9 protein-coding genes and 2 tRNA genes are annotated in these 14,386 nt (G+C 56.6%); 6 read left to right on the top strand and 5 right to left on the bottom strand.

Annotation, left to right across the window (positions count from 1 at the left end; translation table 11 throughout):
• Positions 1–3 precede the first annotated feature (3 nt).
• Positions 4–80 (top strand) — tRNA-Val (locus QFI97_RS13755).
• A gap of 3 nt (positions 81–83) precedes the next feature.
• A tRNA-Val gene (locus QFI97_RS13750) sits at positions 84–160 on the top strand.
• 306 nt (positions 161–466) lie between these two features.
• Here QFI97_RS13750 and QFI97_RS13745 read toward each other — a convergent pair.
• Positions 467–2,734, bottom strand: a complete 2,268-nt coding sequence (locus tag QFI97_RS13745; protein ID WP_346431380.1) for a TonB-dependent siderophore receptor — start codon at positions 2,732–2,734, stop codon at positions 467–469.
• Positions 2,735–3,464: 730 nt separating this feature from the next.
• On the opposite strand from QFI97_RS13745, the gene QFI97_RS13740 reads away from it, so the two are divergent.
• Positions 3,465–5,075 (top strand): FAD-NAD(P)-binding protein, encoded by a 1,611-nt coding sequence (locus QFI97_RS13740; protein WP_095103023.1) that lies wholly within the window; start codon positions 3,465–3,467, stop codon positions 5,073–5,075.
• Positions 5,076–5,118: 43 nt separating this feature from the next.
• Here QFI97_RS13740 and QFI97_RS13735 read toward each other — a convergent pair whose 3' ends face one another.
• Complete coding sequence (locus QFI97_RS13735; RefSeq protein ID WP_331850402.1) at positions 5,119–5,268, bottom strand: hypothetical protein; 150 nt, start codon at positions 5,266–5,268, stop codon at positions 5,119–5,121.
• A gap of 556 nt (positions 5,269–5,824) precedes the next feature.
• On the opposite strand from QFI97_RS13735, the gene QFI97_RS13730 reads away from it, so the two are divergent.
• Entirely contained in the window at positions 5,825–6,709 is an 885-nt protein-coding gene (locus QFI97_RS13730; RefSeq protein WP_095103020.1) for an SDR family oxidoreductase, read from the top strand.
• A 221-nt stretch (positions 6,710–6,930) separates the two neighbouring features.
• Positions 6,931–8,145, top strand: coding sequence for an MFS transporter (locus QFI97_RS13725; protein ID WP_346431379.1), 1,215 nt, complete (start codon positions 6,931–6,933; stop codon positions 8,143–8,145).
• 53 nt (positions 8,146–8,198) lie between these two features.
• Here the strand turns inward: QFI97_RS13725 and QFI97_RS13720 are convergent, their stop codons facing one another.
• The 3 genes from QFI97_RS13720 to QFI97_RS13710 all read right to left on the bottom strand — a co-directional run bounded on the left by QFI97_RS13720 (position 8,199) and on the right by QFI97_RS13710 (position 12,686).
• The gene (locus QFI97_RS13720; RefSeq protein WP_095103016.1) at positions 8,199–8,834 is read right to left on the bottom strand and encodes a carbonic anhydrase; all 636 of its coding nucleotides are present in this window, start codon (positions 8,832–8,834) and stop codon (positions 8,199–8,201) included.
• A gap of 151 nt (positions 8,835–8,985) precedes the next feature.
• Positions 8,986–10,635, bottom strand: a complete 1,650-nt coding sequence (locus tag QFI97_RS13715; protein ID WP_331850364.1) for an OFA family MFS transporter — start codon at positions 10,633–10,635, stop codon at positions 8,986–8,988.
• 272 nt (positions 10,636–10,907) lie between these two features.
• Entirely contained in the window at positions 10,908–12,686 is a 1,779-nt protein-coding gene (locus tag QFI97_RS13710) for a sigma 54-interacting transcriptional regulator (RefSeq protein ID WP_346431378.1), read from the bottom strand.
• Between the two features lie 485 nt (positions 12,687–13,171).
• Between QFI97_RS13710 and ygeW the strand changes: the two genes are divergently transcribed.
• The gene (gene ygeW / locus QFI97_RS13705; protein WP_095103007.1) at positions 13,172–14,353 is read left to right on the top strand and encodes a knotted carbamoyltransferase YgeW; all 1,182 of its coding nucleotides are present in this window, start codon (positions 13,172–13,174) and stop codon (positions 14,351–14,353) included.
• Positions 14,354–14,386: the final 33 nt, after the last annotated feature.

The raw sequence follows: 14,386 nt of genomic DNA, 5'->3' as shown, positions 1-14,386 counted from the left end.
AAAGCGTTTATAGCTCAGTTGGTTAGAGCACCACCTTGACATGGTGGGGGTCGTTGGTTCGAGTCCAATTAAACGCACCAAATGCGTCCGTAGCTCAGTTGGTTAGAGCACCACCTTGACATGGTGGGGGTCGGTGGTTCGAGTCCACTCGGACGCACCAGATTTTCTTAATCTGGTGCATTTTCCTCGAAAGAAGCCCTTCCTGCAGCCGTTCAGCCTTACGCAACGCCCCCTTATTCCACGGCATTTAAACTCATTTAATCCCTTACGCCTGCTGCCAACCTGATATCCCAGAGCCCCGGATTCTTGATCGGACCTGTGGGCAGCACGGACCGCAAGCGCTTTCAGCGCCAGCAATCCGCCCGGCAAACGCTACGGACAAGTCGTGAAGCTTCCCTCTGCCGTTTTAGCTGGCGGCAAAAAAAAGCCGGAATAGCAAATATTCCGGCCCGCGATGAATGACGCCTTAGAAATGCGTATTCACGCCCACATAGAACGTCCGCCCCGACTCGTTGTAGGTTTCCGCGCCGGCACCATACAGATAAGCCCCGGTTGTCGAGTTCCCCGTCGTCTGCGCATTACCGGCGCGATAGTGGCGAATATCAAAAAGGTTATCCACGCCGCTGGTCAGGCTGAGGTTTTTATTCACGTCCCAGGTCGCGCTCAGCCCAACGATGCTGTATGGACTGACTTCGTTTAGCTCGCTTGCGGACACCGCCTCACCTTTATAGTTAAAGCGCTTCGGCTTCTGGCGGCCATACCAGGTGAAGGTGCTCTGTAAAGAGAGATCGTCACGCACCTGCCAGCTCACGGTCGAGTTCAGCGTGAACTGCGGGATCACCGACAGGCGATCGCCGGTGGTCTTGTTCTTGCTCTGCAGCATCCACGTCAGGTTATTGCTCCAGCTGACCGTTTCGCTCACCGGCAGACTTAGCGAGCCTTCCAGCCCTTCTACCAGCGCCTTCGGCACGTTTTCCCATTGATAAATATTGGTCGTGCCGTTGCTGGCCGTGCCTACCGCCGAGTAGCCGGATTCAATCTTATTGCGGTAGTCGTTGCGGAACCAGGTCAGCCCCGCCTGATAACCCTCGTGCTTATACTCAAGGCCGATCTCTTTGTTGACGCTGGTTTCTGCCTTCAGATCGCTATTACCCATCAGGTAACAGGCGGAACTGCTGGCGTAGCAGCCCTGGCCGTTACTGTACAGAATATAGTTCGGGTTGAGCTGGTAGAGATTCGGCGCTTTATAGGCGCGGGCAATTCCCAGCTTCAGCGTCCAGTCATCTGAGAGCCCCTGGGAGAGGTTCAGCGATGGGCTCCAGTTATTGCCGACAATACTATGGTGGTCAAAGCGCAGGGCTGGCGTCAGCATGGTGCTATCCGTCAGCGCGATATTGTCTTCGGTAAACAGCGAGAAAATTTCGGCGCTGGAGTACGGACTGCGCCCGGTTGCCGAGATGCCGTCGATGGAGCCATAGGAGAGAGACTGGGTGGTCGACACGCCATCCTTCATCCGCTGTTGGTTCCACTCGGTGCCCAGCGTCAGATTCTGCTCAACCCCGAGGGTAAACGGAATATTCACTTCACTGTGCAACAGCACGTCCGACAGGTCGATATCCGAGAATTCGCTGCTGGAGAAGATGCCCTCCGTTCCGCCCGCCAGCCCTTCGTTCATCCGGGAGTTGCGGGTATGTTCATACTGGGCGTAGCTGTTGCTGGTCACCCCGTTATCCCAGCCGCCGGTCCACGTCACGCCATAAGTCTGGCGATAGAGGCGGTTGGTCTCCTTGCCGTACATACTTTTTACCAGCGTGCTGGTGTTGGTGTTCTGGGTGTCGCCGGCGTACAGGTTGCCCTGACGGCTGTAGCCGGTTTCGAACTCCAGCGCCTGCATCGGCGCAAACTCCCAGCGCAGCTTGCCGTGGATATCTTTATTCACAACGCCTTCGCGCCCTGCAGGATAGGAGCCCGCATAGGTACCGGTTCGTGCCGCTTCATGGCCGGAGTTAATATCCTGGGCATCGGCCTGCGTCTTGCTCAGATTGCCCCATAGATTAAAGCTTACCTCATCCGACAGCGGACCGTTCAGGCTGAAGTTCGTGCGCTTCGTCGAACCCTCTTTACGGTGCTGAGGGGCGTTCATATAGGTATTCCAGGAACCATGCCACTCGCTGCTGGTCGGTTTAGTGACGATATTGACCACGCCCCCCATTGCGCCATTGCCGTAGCGGGCCGCCGCCGGGCCGCGAATAACGTCGATATGATCGATCATTTCCGCCGGTACCCAGCTGGTGTCACCGCGCGTGTCGCGGTCACCGCGCCAGCCGTAGCGCACGGAGTTACGGCTGGTCACCGGTTTACCGTCCACCAGAATCAGCGTGTTCTCAGGCCCCATCCCGCGAATATCGACCTGGCGGTTATTGCCGCGCTGACCGCTGGTGGAGTTGCCCGTCAGGTTGACGCCGGGCTGGGTGCGAATCAGTTCGGAGACGTCGCGTGCGGGTGGATGTTTGCGGATTTCATCGGCAGTGATGGTGGAAACGCCGGGGGCCTGGAGAGTCTGCGCGGCGGCGGTAACGACCATCGTTTCGTCGTGATTCTCCGGTGCGGTTGCCGCAGCGGATCTCTTCGTTTCGTCTGGAGTGCTGTCGTCAGCGGCCTGCGCCGGCAACCCCACTCCCCAGATAGCCATATGAATCAGCACGGCCAGCGAGTAGTGTGAATAATGTTTCATGGAATATGCCCTGTTTTCTTTTATTGCCGTCGGGGCACGCCTTCTTCATTCGTCAGATAAACACCGGCAGCGACTTCCAGGCACAGAACATCTTCTCTGGTTTGGGCGTAAGCAAAGCCCCCCGAGGTCATATCGGGATATTAATTAACCATTTGCACCGAAAAAATTCCGCCCTGGAAAAATGAAGAAATAAACGCGCCACGCTATTCTTTGATAGCGTATTCCGATCGGCAGCCAATCGGATTATTGTGCCGCTCTACGTTATTAGAAATGAGATTTATTATCAAGCCGATAATTAAGCGGCAGATTGCTATATTTAAATATCACAACAAAATCAATCAGATACATGATTAACATTTAAATTTTAAACGCATTAAAATAAATGAATTACATCTACATCAAATAAGCACAATTTAATCATAATATCCCCACAATTGTTAAAATCGACACGCCTTTATTATTGCCAGAAAAATGCCGCGCCGGTTATTATTCACGCCCGTTCACTCGATGATATGCAGTGCCTGGTACCGGCTTACCGGGCAAGATGATTTTAAGCCCTCTTTAATGACATGGCGCTCCCCGCAGCTTCAGCCAACCATTCGCTATCAGCAACAGGCACTTTACCGCTGCCCCGCCATCCCTCGTTTATACTTCGGGTAGTGCCCTTAGGGACACCTTCAGCGGCAGCCCGCTAATGGATGGCTGCGCCTAAAACAACGAGCCCATATCAATGAAGAAAATTGCGATTATCGGCGCCGGACCGACGGGGATTTATACTTTTCACGCGCTTTTACAGAGCGCGGTACCGCTTGCCGTCTCCATCTATGAACAGGCCGATCGGGCCGGCGTCGGGATGCCCTATAGCAAGGAAGACACCGCGCGGATGATGCTGGCGAACATTGCCAGCATCGAAATCCCCCCCATTTTCTCGACCTATATTGAGTGGCTGCAGGGGCTGAGCGCTGAGCATCTGGCGCGCTACGGGGTGCGTAAAGAATCCCTGCATGTCCGCCAGTTCCTGCCGCGCCTGCTGCTGGGCGAATATTTCCATGACCAGTTTCAGCAGCTGGTTGCCGCAGCCCGCCAGCGCGGGTTTGCGGTCGCGATCCACGAATCCTGCCAGGTAGAGGATCTGCAGGTCACTCCCGCAGACGTGATGCTTTCCGCCCAGGGTGTGGCAGAACCCGCGCGTTTTGACCTTGCGGTCATCGCCACCGGCCACGTCTGGCCTGATGACGATACCACGCCGCGCGCCCACTTCCCGAGCCCGTGGTCAGGGCTAATGAGCGCGCGTATCGCGCCCTGTCGGGTCGGAGTCATGGGAACGTCGCTCAGCGGTATCGATGCCGTCATGGCGGTGGCCGCGCAGCACGGGGAGTTTGTGGAGGCCGAGGACCAGTCGCTTAGCTTCAGACTGGATCGCGGCAGCGAGGAGCTGAAGATGGTGATGATGTCCCGCTCCGGGATCCTACCTGAAGCAGATTTCTACTGCCCCATCCCCTATGAGCCTTTAGCCATCGCCAGCGACGAAGCTATTCAACAGCAAATCGCCGCCGGACCCGAGGGGCTGCTCGACCGGGTCTTTGCGCTGATGGCGCAGGAAATTGACGCAGCCGACCCGCGGTGGAGCCGGGAGATAGCCCTTCACGCGCTCAACGCCGACAGCTTCCACGATGCCTGGTTCGCCGCGCGCAGGAAATGTGACCCTTTCCGCTGGGCTGAGGAGAATCTCATTGAGGTGGAACGCAACAAGCGTGACAGGCGCACCGTAGCCTGGCGCTACGCGATCCTCAGACTGCACGAAGCGGTCCAGGCCATCGTTCCCCACCTCGACTCCCGGGACAGCAAGCGGTTTAGCGCCGGCCTGGCCCGGGTATTTATCGATAATTACGCGGCGATCCCTTCACAATCCATTCGCCGGCTGCTGGCGCTGCGCGAGGCAGGCGCGATCGACATTCTCCCCCTTGGCCCCGATTACGCCATCGCCATTGAGGATAACCTGACGGAAATTACCGTTGGGCAATCCACGTACGCCTTCGATGTATTTATCGATGCCCGCGGGCAAAAGCCGCTTAAGACTAAAGACCTGCCTTTCCCGACGCTGCGCGGGCAGATCCTCGCCGCCGGAGACGCTATCCCCGAAGTCGGTGAAGACTACACTCTGCTGCAGCCGGACATCGTTCGCGGGCGTATTGCGTTTGGCGCACTGCCCTATCTGATGCACGACCGCCCGTTCGTTCAGGGGCTTACGGTGTGCGCGGAGATCGGTGCGGCGATGGCCAAAGCCGCGTCGCAGCCGGCAGCGCGTCCGCGGCGGTGGCTGCCGTTTATCGAGCGCTAGCCGCCATAGACGCGTTTCACCAGCGGGCAGGCGACGCCTGCCCTTAGCGCCGCTCGGGGGCCGGATGCCAGGGATCTCTTTTCCGATCCTCGCTATCATCCCTTTTACGCGGTATTTCCCCCCGCTCGCGGGGATCGTCTTTTGCCGGATGCTGACCGGCTTTATCAGGGTCATTCATGGTAGACAGGGACATATTATTTATCCTCCGTTGCGGGCGGCGGTAATATAAAATGATCCGCAATGGCAAATCATCGCCGTCGAGCGTTAACAGTAAGTGATATAAGGCCGGTGTCAAACCGTCGCGCCGTATTCTCGGCGGTTCAGGACGAAAAGATACCGCGAGAAATAAATTTAAACATCTCACTCCATCCTGCGTAACCCGCTGCTGGATAACAAACAGAGCAGGGCTGAACTCTATTTTCAGCGGTAAAATACGGGAGTTTGTAAAGAACATAAAATTAATACCATGCGGGTTTTTCGGTTAATTTCGCGGGCGCGCGCTGCGCGCAGGGAAATTCCCCCCATCGCGCCAGCAATAAATTTCCGCCCCTGCCGCCGGAACAATCCTAAAAATAACCGCAGTCCGCTCCGACCACATATATAAAACTTGATGGATTATCAGATAATTACGGAAACATACTCCAGAGGATAGCATAATAATTTTTGCAACACGGGTTAATTGACTCGTTAAATATCTTTAGCTGGCCGTCACAGAGCCTATGCTTAATATTTAGCTGGAGGAACTTCATATGAGCGACAACGCCAGACACAGCGCAAACTATCCCCGTCCCCCCTTTGCTGACCAGCCGCAAACGCCCCCCGGCCTGGCATCAGAAATGCTGCCCGTTGCGGATCATGGCGAGGAAAGCTACGTCGGATCTGCCAGGCTTGCCGGCAAGAGGGCGCTGATTACCGGCGGCGATTCGGGTATCGGCCGCGCGGTGGCCATTGCTTTTGCTCGTGAAGGAGCGGACGTGGCGATAAACTATCTGCCGGAGGAAGAAGCCGACGCCGAAGAGGTCATCGCTCTGATTGAGGCCGCCGGGCGCAAAGCGGCGGCTATTCCCGGCGATATTCGCAGCGAATCCTTCTGCGAAGCGCTGGTTGAAAAGGCCGCCAGAGAGCTGGGCGGTCTGGATATTGTGGTCAATAATGCCGGACGTCAGCAGTACTGCGAGTCGCTGGCGGAACTCACGACGGCGGATTTTGACGCCACCTTCAAAACCAACGTCTACGCGCCGTTCTGGATAACCAAAGCCGCGCTGCGCCATCTCAAAGAGCATAGCGCTATCATCAACACCTCCTCGGTTCAGGCCTTTAAGCCCAGCCCGATACTGTTTGATTACGCCCAGACCAAAGCCAGCCTCGTGGCCTTCACCAAATCATTAGCCAGGCAGCTGGGTCCAAAAGGGATCCGCGTCAACGCCGTTGCGCCCGGTCCTTACTGGACGGTTCTGCAATCCAGCGGCGGCCAGCCTGAGGAGAAGGTCCGCCAGTTTGGCGCGGATACTCCGCTCGGTCGCCCGGGACAGCCGGTGGAAATCGCCCCGCTGTACGTGACGCTGGCCTCTGACGCCTGCTCGTTCACCTCCGGCCAGGTCTGGTGCTCGGACGGCGGCGACGGCGTGCTGTAAGGCGCCCGGCGCATAGCCTGGCTTCCGATAGCGTTGTCAGCGCCCGGCGTTGACAACGCTACAAATATGCAATATTAAATTAACACATTCACTCATCCCCGCCGGACCCTTGGTTATGTAATGTCCTGAAATAAGCCCGATGACAATCGTATTAATTTTTCAGCTAACGGCAGCTCGCCCGTGGCTGGAAGGGTAATTTTTCGCTTATTACGGACATGACAATGATTCGAATCCTTCTCCGGACCGTGGCGGACAAGCCGTGGCTGCGTCTGCTCGCTCTCGCGTTTCTTATCTCCTCGATAGGCAACGGCATCACCTGGATCGTCGTTTTTAGTGAACTGATCCGCCTGTCGGCCCCCGTCGCGTCGCTGGCTCTCGCCTACGTTCTTTCCACCGTCCCCGGACTCCTCGGCAGCATCGCGGGGGAACGCTTTTGCCAGCGCCTGAGCCCCTTTACGATCCTGATACTCGGCGAGGGGCTCGGACTTATCGGCCTGGCGGCACCGTTTTACGCCGTGGCGATGGATTCCATCCCGCTGCTTCTCATCGCTCAGGCAATCGGGGCGTTCACCACCGGCATGACCTTCCCGGCGCTGAGTAAAATATTCAAAACCGGCCTTGCCGAAGATGAGCTCCCGGTCGCCACTACCCTCGAAAGCATTATTTTTGCCGGTAACGTGCTCTGCGGCGTTGGCCTGGGGTTAGCCCTGCTCGGATATATGAGCGCGGCTTATCTGCTGGTTATCGATCTGCTGAGCTTCGCCGCCGCCGTCCTCATACTCGGACGGGCGAAAACGCACTTCAGCGCGCATTTTGTCAATCACATCCGCAGCGTATCCCCGCTGCGCTGGCAGACCCTGACCCATTCCCAGCGCCGCGCGATGCTGCTGCTGCCTCTGCTGGCCGCTGCGGGCGCGCCGGCAATGGCGCTGCTCCCGGGGCTCGCTCCCAGGGGGCTTTCAGGATCGCCGGAACAAACGATCGCCCTGGCGCTGCTTTTTACCCGCAGTCTCGGCCAGCTGATTGGGCCACTGCTGCTCAATCCCGCGCGTTTTGAAAAAAACAGCAGCAGCAACAGGCTGTCGATCGGCTGCCTGGCGATTTTTCTGCTGTGCTACGGGCTGCTCCCCTTCTCACCGTCGCCCTACCTGGCGCTGGCGCTGGTCTTTGTGGCGCACGTTTTCTCCAACGTCGTGTTTTCTCTCGCCGTCTATACGCTGCTCAGAAGCTTCGATCAACAGCAGGTTCCGACCGCGATCGCCAGAAGCTACCGATTGCAGATGGCGATCTCGGCTTTGGTGTCGATCGGCGCGGGATACTGTTCTGATGCTATCGGAGTCACCGGCTCGCTCTATCTGTTCAGCGGGACGGGGTTCGTTTTGATTGTCGCGCTGCTGGTGATTGGCAAAGCCGGTATCAGGCCAGCGCGGGCGTAACGGAGAGTGGCGACGCGGTGCGGGATGCAGGGCTTCCATGCCCTGTTGAAGAATTACTCGAAGAAAACTTCAGGGTTTTCAGAGAGCGAGACGAAGGATTTGGTGTTTTTATCCAGGGCGCCAATCGCGCCGCTTTCGATATCATATACCCAGCCGTGCAGGCGCAGCGCGCCGTCGCGCAGGCCGACGGCTACCGACGGGTGCGTTTTGATATTGTTAAGCTGGGCGATAACGTTCTCGCGCACCATCGCATTCACTTTATCGATTTCGCTATTCCAGGTTTTGCTGTCAACCACCGCTCTGGCCGCATCGGCGTAGTGCAGCCAGTGGGAAACCGCCGGCATGGAGTCCAGACACTGACAGGTTGCAACCGCCGTCATCGCGCCGCAGTTCGAATGGCCGCAAATCACGATATCGGTCACCCCGAGGGCAACAACCGCATACTCAATGGTAGCTGAGACCCCACCCGGCTCCGGCCCGAAGGAAGGAACGATATTACCCGCATTACGAATAACAAAGAGCTGTCCAGGTTCCTGCTGGGTCACCAGTTCTGGTACCAGACGGCTGTCGGAGCAGGAGATGAAAAGCGCTTTGGGATTCTGGCTGGAAGCCAGGCTGCGGAAGAGCTCTTTACGCTGGGGAAAGATCTCTTTTTGGAAGTTGAGGAAACCCTCAATGATATGTTGCATAGCAGTGTCTCTTTTCTCTGTTTTAATTACGGTATGACAAAGATCACAGTATGTAGTGTATCACCGACGGGTCGAATGGGAATTATTTTGATAAACGGCGATTTAGCGAGCACCCGGCCGATGCCCCGGCGGGCGCTTGCCTGACGGATAGCTACATAAAGAACTTCACCGCCTGTTGGAAGGTGCTCCCTATTCCCCACAGCAGCGGCACCCCTACAGCAAACCAGCTCAAGGCCATCAGCGCCCGCGACGGCCGCGGCTCCCAGCTGAGCTGCGCGTTTTCATTCACCGTATACAGCCCCTTCGCCTGCTGCTGTTCCTGGGCGGACATGGCATATTTTTGCGGTATCGGGCGGATCAGCTGATTGCAGATCAGGCCGATAACCAGCAGCCCGGTGAGGACCATCAGCGTAATATCGTACACCCGCTGTGGAGCAAGCCCTTGGGCCAGCTGATATTCGCGTAAATAATTCACTAAAACCGGGCCGCTAATACCGGCGGCGGACCATGCCGTCAGCAGACGCCCGTGAATCGCCCCCACCATCTGCGCGCCGAAGATATCGGCCAGATAGGCGGGGATAGTGGCAAAGCCGCCGCCGTACATTGAAATGATAACGCACAGGGCGCAGACGAAAATGGCGACGTAGCCGCCGTGGTTGATCAGCGGCAGGGAGCCGTACAGCGCGGCGCCAAGAAGAAAAATCATGGCAAAGGTCATTTTCCGGCCGCAAAGATCCGAAACCGAAGCCCAGAAGAAGCGGCCGATGATATTAAACAGGCTCAGCAGCCCGGTAAAGCCTGCCGCCATAGTCGCGATGCGCCGCAGCTGGTCGGCGTTAAGCTCGTGCCATTGCAGACTCGTCGCCAGCAGCTTGCCGGCAAAAATCTCCTGCAGCATGGGTGAGGCCATCCCTAAAATACCGATCCCCGCCGTCACGTTCAGCCACAGCACCAGCCACAGCAGCCAGAACTGCGGCGTGCGCCAGGCTACGCTGACGTGTACCTGAATGGTGGAATGCCCGCTCATCACTTTTAGCGCCTTCTCCCCGGCAGGATGCCAGCCCATCGGCGGCAGACGATAGCCGAAGGTACCGCAGAGCATAAACAGGGCATAGATGGCTGACAGCGCCAGAACGCTCTGCCAGACGCCGTTACCCGTCGCGTCGGCGAAAAAATTCATCAACGCGTTTGCCAGAGGTGCCCCCACCAGCGCGCCGCCGCCAAAGCCCATTATCGCCATGCCGGCGGCCATTCCGCGCTTATCGGGGAACCAGCGCAGCAGGGTCGAGACCGGTGAAATATAGCCCAGCCCAAGGCCGATTCCGCCAATAACCCCTGCCCCCAGCCACAATAGCCAGAGCTGATGAAAATAGATGGCGACGCTTGAGAGCAGCAGCCCGCCGCACCAGCATAGCGTTGCGATGAAGCTCACCAGCCGCGGCCCGACCTTTTCCAACCAGCTTCCCCACAGCGCCGCGGAGCAGCCAAGAAAGACAAAAAACAGCGTATAGGTCCAGCCTAGCAGCGAGATTTTCCAGTCGCATTCGCGGGTAAAAAGCTGCTGCCAGAAGGACATCGTGACCGGGCACTGCAGCGATCCGCTGCCGCCAACCAGCTGCGACATCGGCAGCCAGAAAACGGAAAAACCGTAGGCCATCCCAATACAGAGATGCACCGCCAGCGCGGCCGGCGGCACCAGCCAGCGGTTAAATCCCGGTCGCGCGATAATGCGCGGTTTTGAAAAAAAAGCGTGTCGCGAGGGTACGGATGAGGGAGCGATATTGTCATTGGTTTGCGCCATGTTCCTGTCCTTATCATGTTTGCTACCGGCCGCCGCGGCGGCCGAAGAGAACATCACAAGGCAAGAACGGTGCCATTCATCCCGTTAAGACTATGAAATGGCGACTGAAGCGAGCAAGCACGACGGCGGATCGCTTTGAACATTATGCTCAAAAAACGAACAACCCCAAATTCATCAAATAGCGGCAACGCAGCGGGCGCCCGGTAGCGATTTTGATAACCGGACTCTCAGAGTGATACGCGGGGCGCTTTCAGCCCCTGCGGCCGGCGCTTTTACAGCCCCACCAGCTCATACTTTTTAATCTTACGATACAGCGTGGCAATGCCAATACCCAGCTCATCTGCCGCCTGCTTCTTATTGCTGTGGCGGGTTAGCGCTTCGCGGATCATCTGCCTTTCCATCTCATCCAGCGCCGTGACGCTCTCCTCTTCTCCCGGCACGCTCAGCGGACCGGCGGCGGCCGGCTCACGCTCCGCCAGCCTGGCGCTGCTGATGATATTGGGCGGCAGCAGTGAGGCGTCGATAACCTCGCCTGAGGGAACCACGTTGACCAGATACTCCATCAGGTTGCTCAGCTCGCGAATATTACCCGGCCAGCGGTAGCCCTTGAGCATGGCGACGACCTCCGCAGCCACGCCGGGGTAGACCAGCTCCAGGCGCCTCGTATGCAGCTGCAGAAAGTAGTGAATCAGCAGCTCGATATCATCCTGACGTTCCCGCAGCGGCGGCAGCATCAGAGGGATAACGTTGAGCCGGTAGTAGAGATCTTCGCGGAATTTGCCGGCAACGATAAACTGTTCGAGATTCTGGTTAGTCGCCGAAATAATGCGGATATCGACGGGCACCGGATGGCTGGCGCCGACGGGCTGGATTTCTCGCGACTCAATGGCCCGCAGCAGCTTAGCCTGCAGCGTCAGCGGCATATCGCCAATCTCGTCGAGAAACAGCGTGCCGTGGTTCGCCGCCTGGATTAGCCCGGTTTTGCCGTTCGCCGAGGCGCCGGTAAAAGCGCCCTTGACGTAGCCAAAGAGCTCGCTTTCCAGCAGCTGGTCAGGAATGGCCGCGCAGTTGATGGCGATAAAAGGTTTGGCCTGACGATCGCTGAGCTTATGTATCGCTCTGGCGACCACCTCCTTCCCGGTGCCGCTTTCGCCGGCAATCATGACGCTTGAGGGGCTGGGCGCAATGCGCCTGATCAGCTTTTTCAGCTGGCGCATCGACCGGCACTCTCCCACCATCTGCTCAATCTGCGGCTCTTCCACAGAGGCGCTTAAACTTGAAGATGAGTGCGATTGATGGAAGGCCATTAAAAACAGCCACTGATCCTGAACCGCGTGCAGCTGGCCAATAATCATTTCGGTCTTGTTATCGAATGAGATCACGTGCTGCATATGGCCGCGAGTAAAATTATGCTCAAAAGTCAGCGGCCTAAAATTGATGGGTTTACCGATCATATTTCCCTGGTTCACCCCGAGAGTTTTTAACGCCGTGTGATTAGCAAACTTGACCTTCTGATCGTGACCAATAACCAGGACCCCCTGATCCATATTTTCGATCATCGTTAAAAACATTTTCTGGATATTATCGCTGCCGCCCTGGTCCTCCAGCAGCCGGGAAACAAATATCGAGGAGACGTGGCGGACATAATCGGAAAACTCGCGCAGGTTGTCATTAATACGCTCCTGCTGCTCGCAGGTTAATGCCACCAGGCTAATGACTCCGACGCACCGATCCTGATAAATAACCGGCGTACCAAGAAAGGCTTTCTCTTTACAGCTATCTTTACTGGTGCACTCTTTACATAAAGGGTCAAAGCGGGAATGGGTCACCACCTTCTCTTTTTTTGTTTCAATAATGTAGCGCAAAAGTCGCGAATCTGTATTTAATTTGCGCCCCAGCGATTTGGCATACACGCCGGTCCCGGCAACCCGGCATAGCGTGTTATCGACAATTTCAACTTCGAGCTGAAGCACGCTGGATAGCATCCTGGCAAAACGCTGAATGGTCGGCTGAATCTGCATCAAAACGGAAAATGTGTTCGAGGTCATCATAATAAACCTTTTAATATCACTAACCAGCTGAGATATCTGGCAATGTGACTGCTCTTATTCTTCGGTCATGATACTAACCCAGCCGCCAACAATATTTGACTGAGGCAGGTTTCTTTTTCATTCCTTGACGAAAATATGTAAGAAGTATCACATTTTCATATCAATATGAGAATAGACGCGCCGCCTTTATCACTTTGGTGGGTTTTAACGTCGCTGCCGCTGGTATATCTCGCCGGATGCGGGAAGTGCTTTCACTCCCCTCCTGACAGGATCGCCCGGTTATTATTTCCCGCCCCCATTCGAAACTATATTTCGTGACATCCCTCGCATAATTTTCGCCACCTCAGCCATATTACGCCTGGGGCTGTATGAACTGGCATGCTTATTGTTAGTAGAAATATAGCGCTGGCAGTCGCTATTCAGTCACCACCCTTTTCCGACCGCACAGCAATCATTAAGCCGTCACTCACTCCAGGATTTAAAAAATGAAAACTGTTAACGACCTGATTAAGGATATCAACAAGCTGAACTCGCATCTTCATCAGAAGGACTTCCTGCTGACGTGGGAGCAGTCCCCGGATGAGCTAAAACAGGTACTGGACGTTGCGGCGGCATTGAAAACTCTGCGCGCGGAAAATATCGCCACCAAAGTCTTCAATAGCGGTCTGGGAATTTCGGTTTTTCGCGACAATTCAACCCGTACGCGCTTTTCCTACGCCTCGGCGCTGAACCTGCTCGGACTTGCGCAGCAGGACCTGGACGAGGGGAAATCGCAAATCGCCCACGGCGAAACCGTGCGTGAAACGGCCAATATGATCGCCTTCTGCGCTGACGCTATTGGCATCCGCGACGATATGTACCTTGGCGCCGGCAACGCCTATATGCGCGAAGTGGGCGAAGCGCTCGACGACGGCTATCGTCAGGGCGTGCTGCCGCAGCGCCCGGCGCTTATCAATCTGCAGTGCGACATCGATCACCCAACGCAGGCAATGGCCGACCTCGCCTGGCTGCGGGAGCATTTCGGATCGTTAGAGAATCTCAAGGGCAAAAAAATCGCCATGACCTGGGCCTACTCACCCAGCTACGGCAAACCGCTTTCGGTTCCGCAGGGCATCATCGGCCTGATGACCCGTTTCGGTATGGATGTCACCCTCGCCCACCCGGAAGGCTACGATCTGATCCCCGACGTTATCGAAGTGGCGAAAAACAACGCCGAGGCCTCCGGCGGCAGCTTCCGCCAGGTCACCGAGATGGCAGAGGCCTTCAAGGATGCGGATATCGTCTACCCGAAATCCTGGGCGCCGTACAAAGTGATGGAAAAGCGTACCGAACTGCTGCGCGCCGAGGATCGCGAAGGGCTGAAAGCCCTTGAGGCGGCCTGTCTGGCACAGAACGCTAATCATAAAGACTGGCACTGCACCGAAGAGATGATGGCGCTAACCGGCGACGCTCTGTATATGCACTGCCTGCCGGCCGATATCACCGGCGTCTCCTGTGCTGAAGGCGAAGTCACCGAAGCGGTCTTCGAAAAATATCGCATCGCCACCTACAAAGAGGCGAGCTGGAAGCCGTACATCATCGCCTCGATGATCCTCTGCCGTAAATATGCCAAACCCGGCCTGCTGCTGGAACAACTGCTCGTCGAAGCGCAAAAACGAATCAAATAACCCCTCAGGCCGGCCTGCTGGCCGGCTCTCCGC

It is taken from the genome of Klebsiella scottii, from assembly GCF_036561945.1.
In the GTDB taxonomy this organism is placed as follows: Bacteria; Pseudomonadota; Gammaproteobacteria; order Enterobacterales; family Enterobacteriaceae; genus Klebsiella; species Klebsiella scottii.
This window is presented reverse-complemented; position numbering and strand designations above follow the sequence as displayed.

Excerpts from the sequence above, each read along its gene's own strand:
- QFI97_RS13745 (WP_346431380.1), bottom strand. The coding sequence starts at position 2,734 with ATGAAACATTATTCACACTACTCGCTGGCCGTGCTGATTCATATGGCT.
- QFI97_RS13740 (WP_095103023.1), top strand. The coding sequence starts at position 3,465 with ATGAAGAAAATTGCGATTATCGGCGCCGGACCGACGGGGATTTATACT.
- QFI97_RS13735 (WP_331850402.1), bottom strand. The coding sequence starts at position 5,268 with ATGTCCCTGTCTACCATGAATGACCCTGATAAAGCCGGTCAGCATCCG.
- QFI97_RS13730 (WP_095103020.1), top strand. The coding sequence starts at position 5,825 with ATGAGCGACAACGCCAGACACAGCGCAAACTATCCCCGTCCCCCCTTT.
- QFI97_RS13725 (WP_346431379.1), top strand. The coding sequence starts at position 6,931 with ATGATTCGAATCCTTCTCCGGACCGTGGCGGACAAGCCGTGGCTGCGT.
- QFI97_RS13720 (WP_095103016.1), bottom strand. The coding sequence starts at position 8,834 with ATGCAACATATCATTGAGGGTTTCCTCAACTTCCAAAAAGAGATCTTT.
- QFI97_RS13715 (WP_331850364.1), bottom strand. The coding sequence starts at position 10,635 with ATGGCGCAAACCAATGACAATATCGCTCCCTCATCCGTACCCTCGCGA.
- QFI97_RS13710 (WP_346431378.1), bottom strand. The coding sequence starts at position 12,686 with ATGATGACCTCGAACACATTTTCCGTTTTGATGCAGATTCAGCCGACC.
- ygeW (WP_095103007.1), top strand. The coding sequence starts at position 13,172 with ATGAAAACTGTTAACGACCTGATTAAGGATATCAACAAGCTGAACTCG.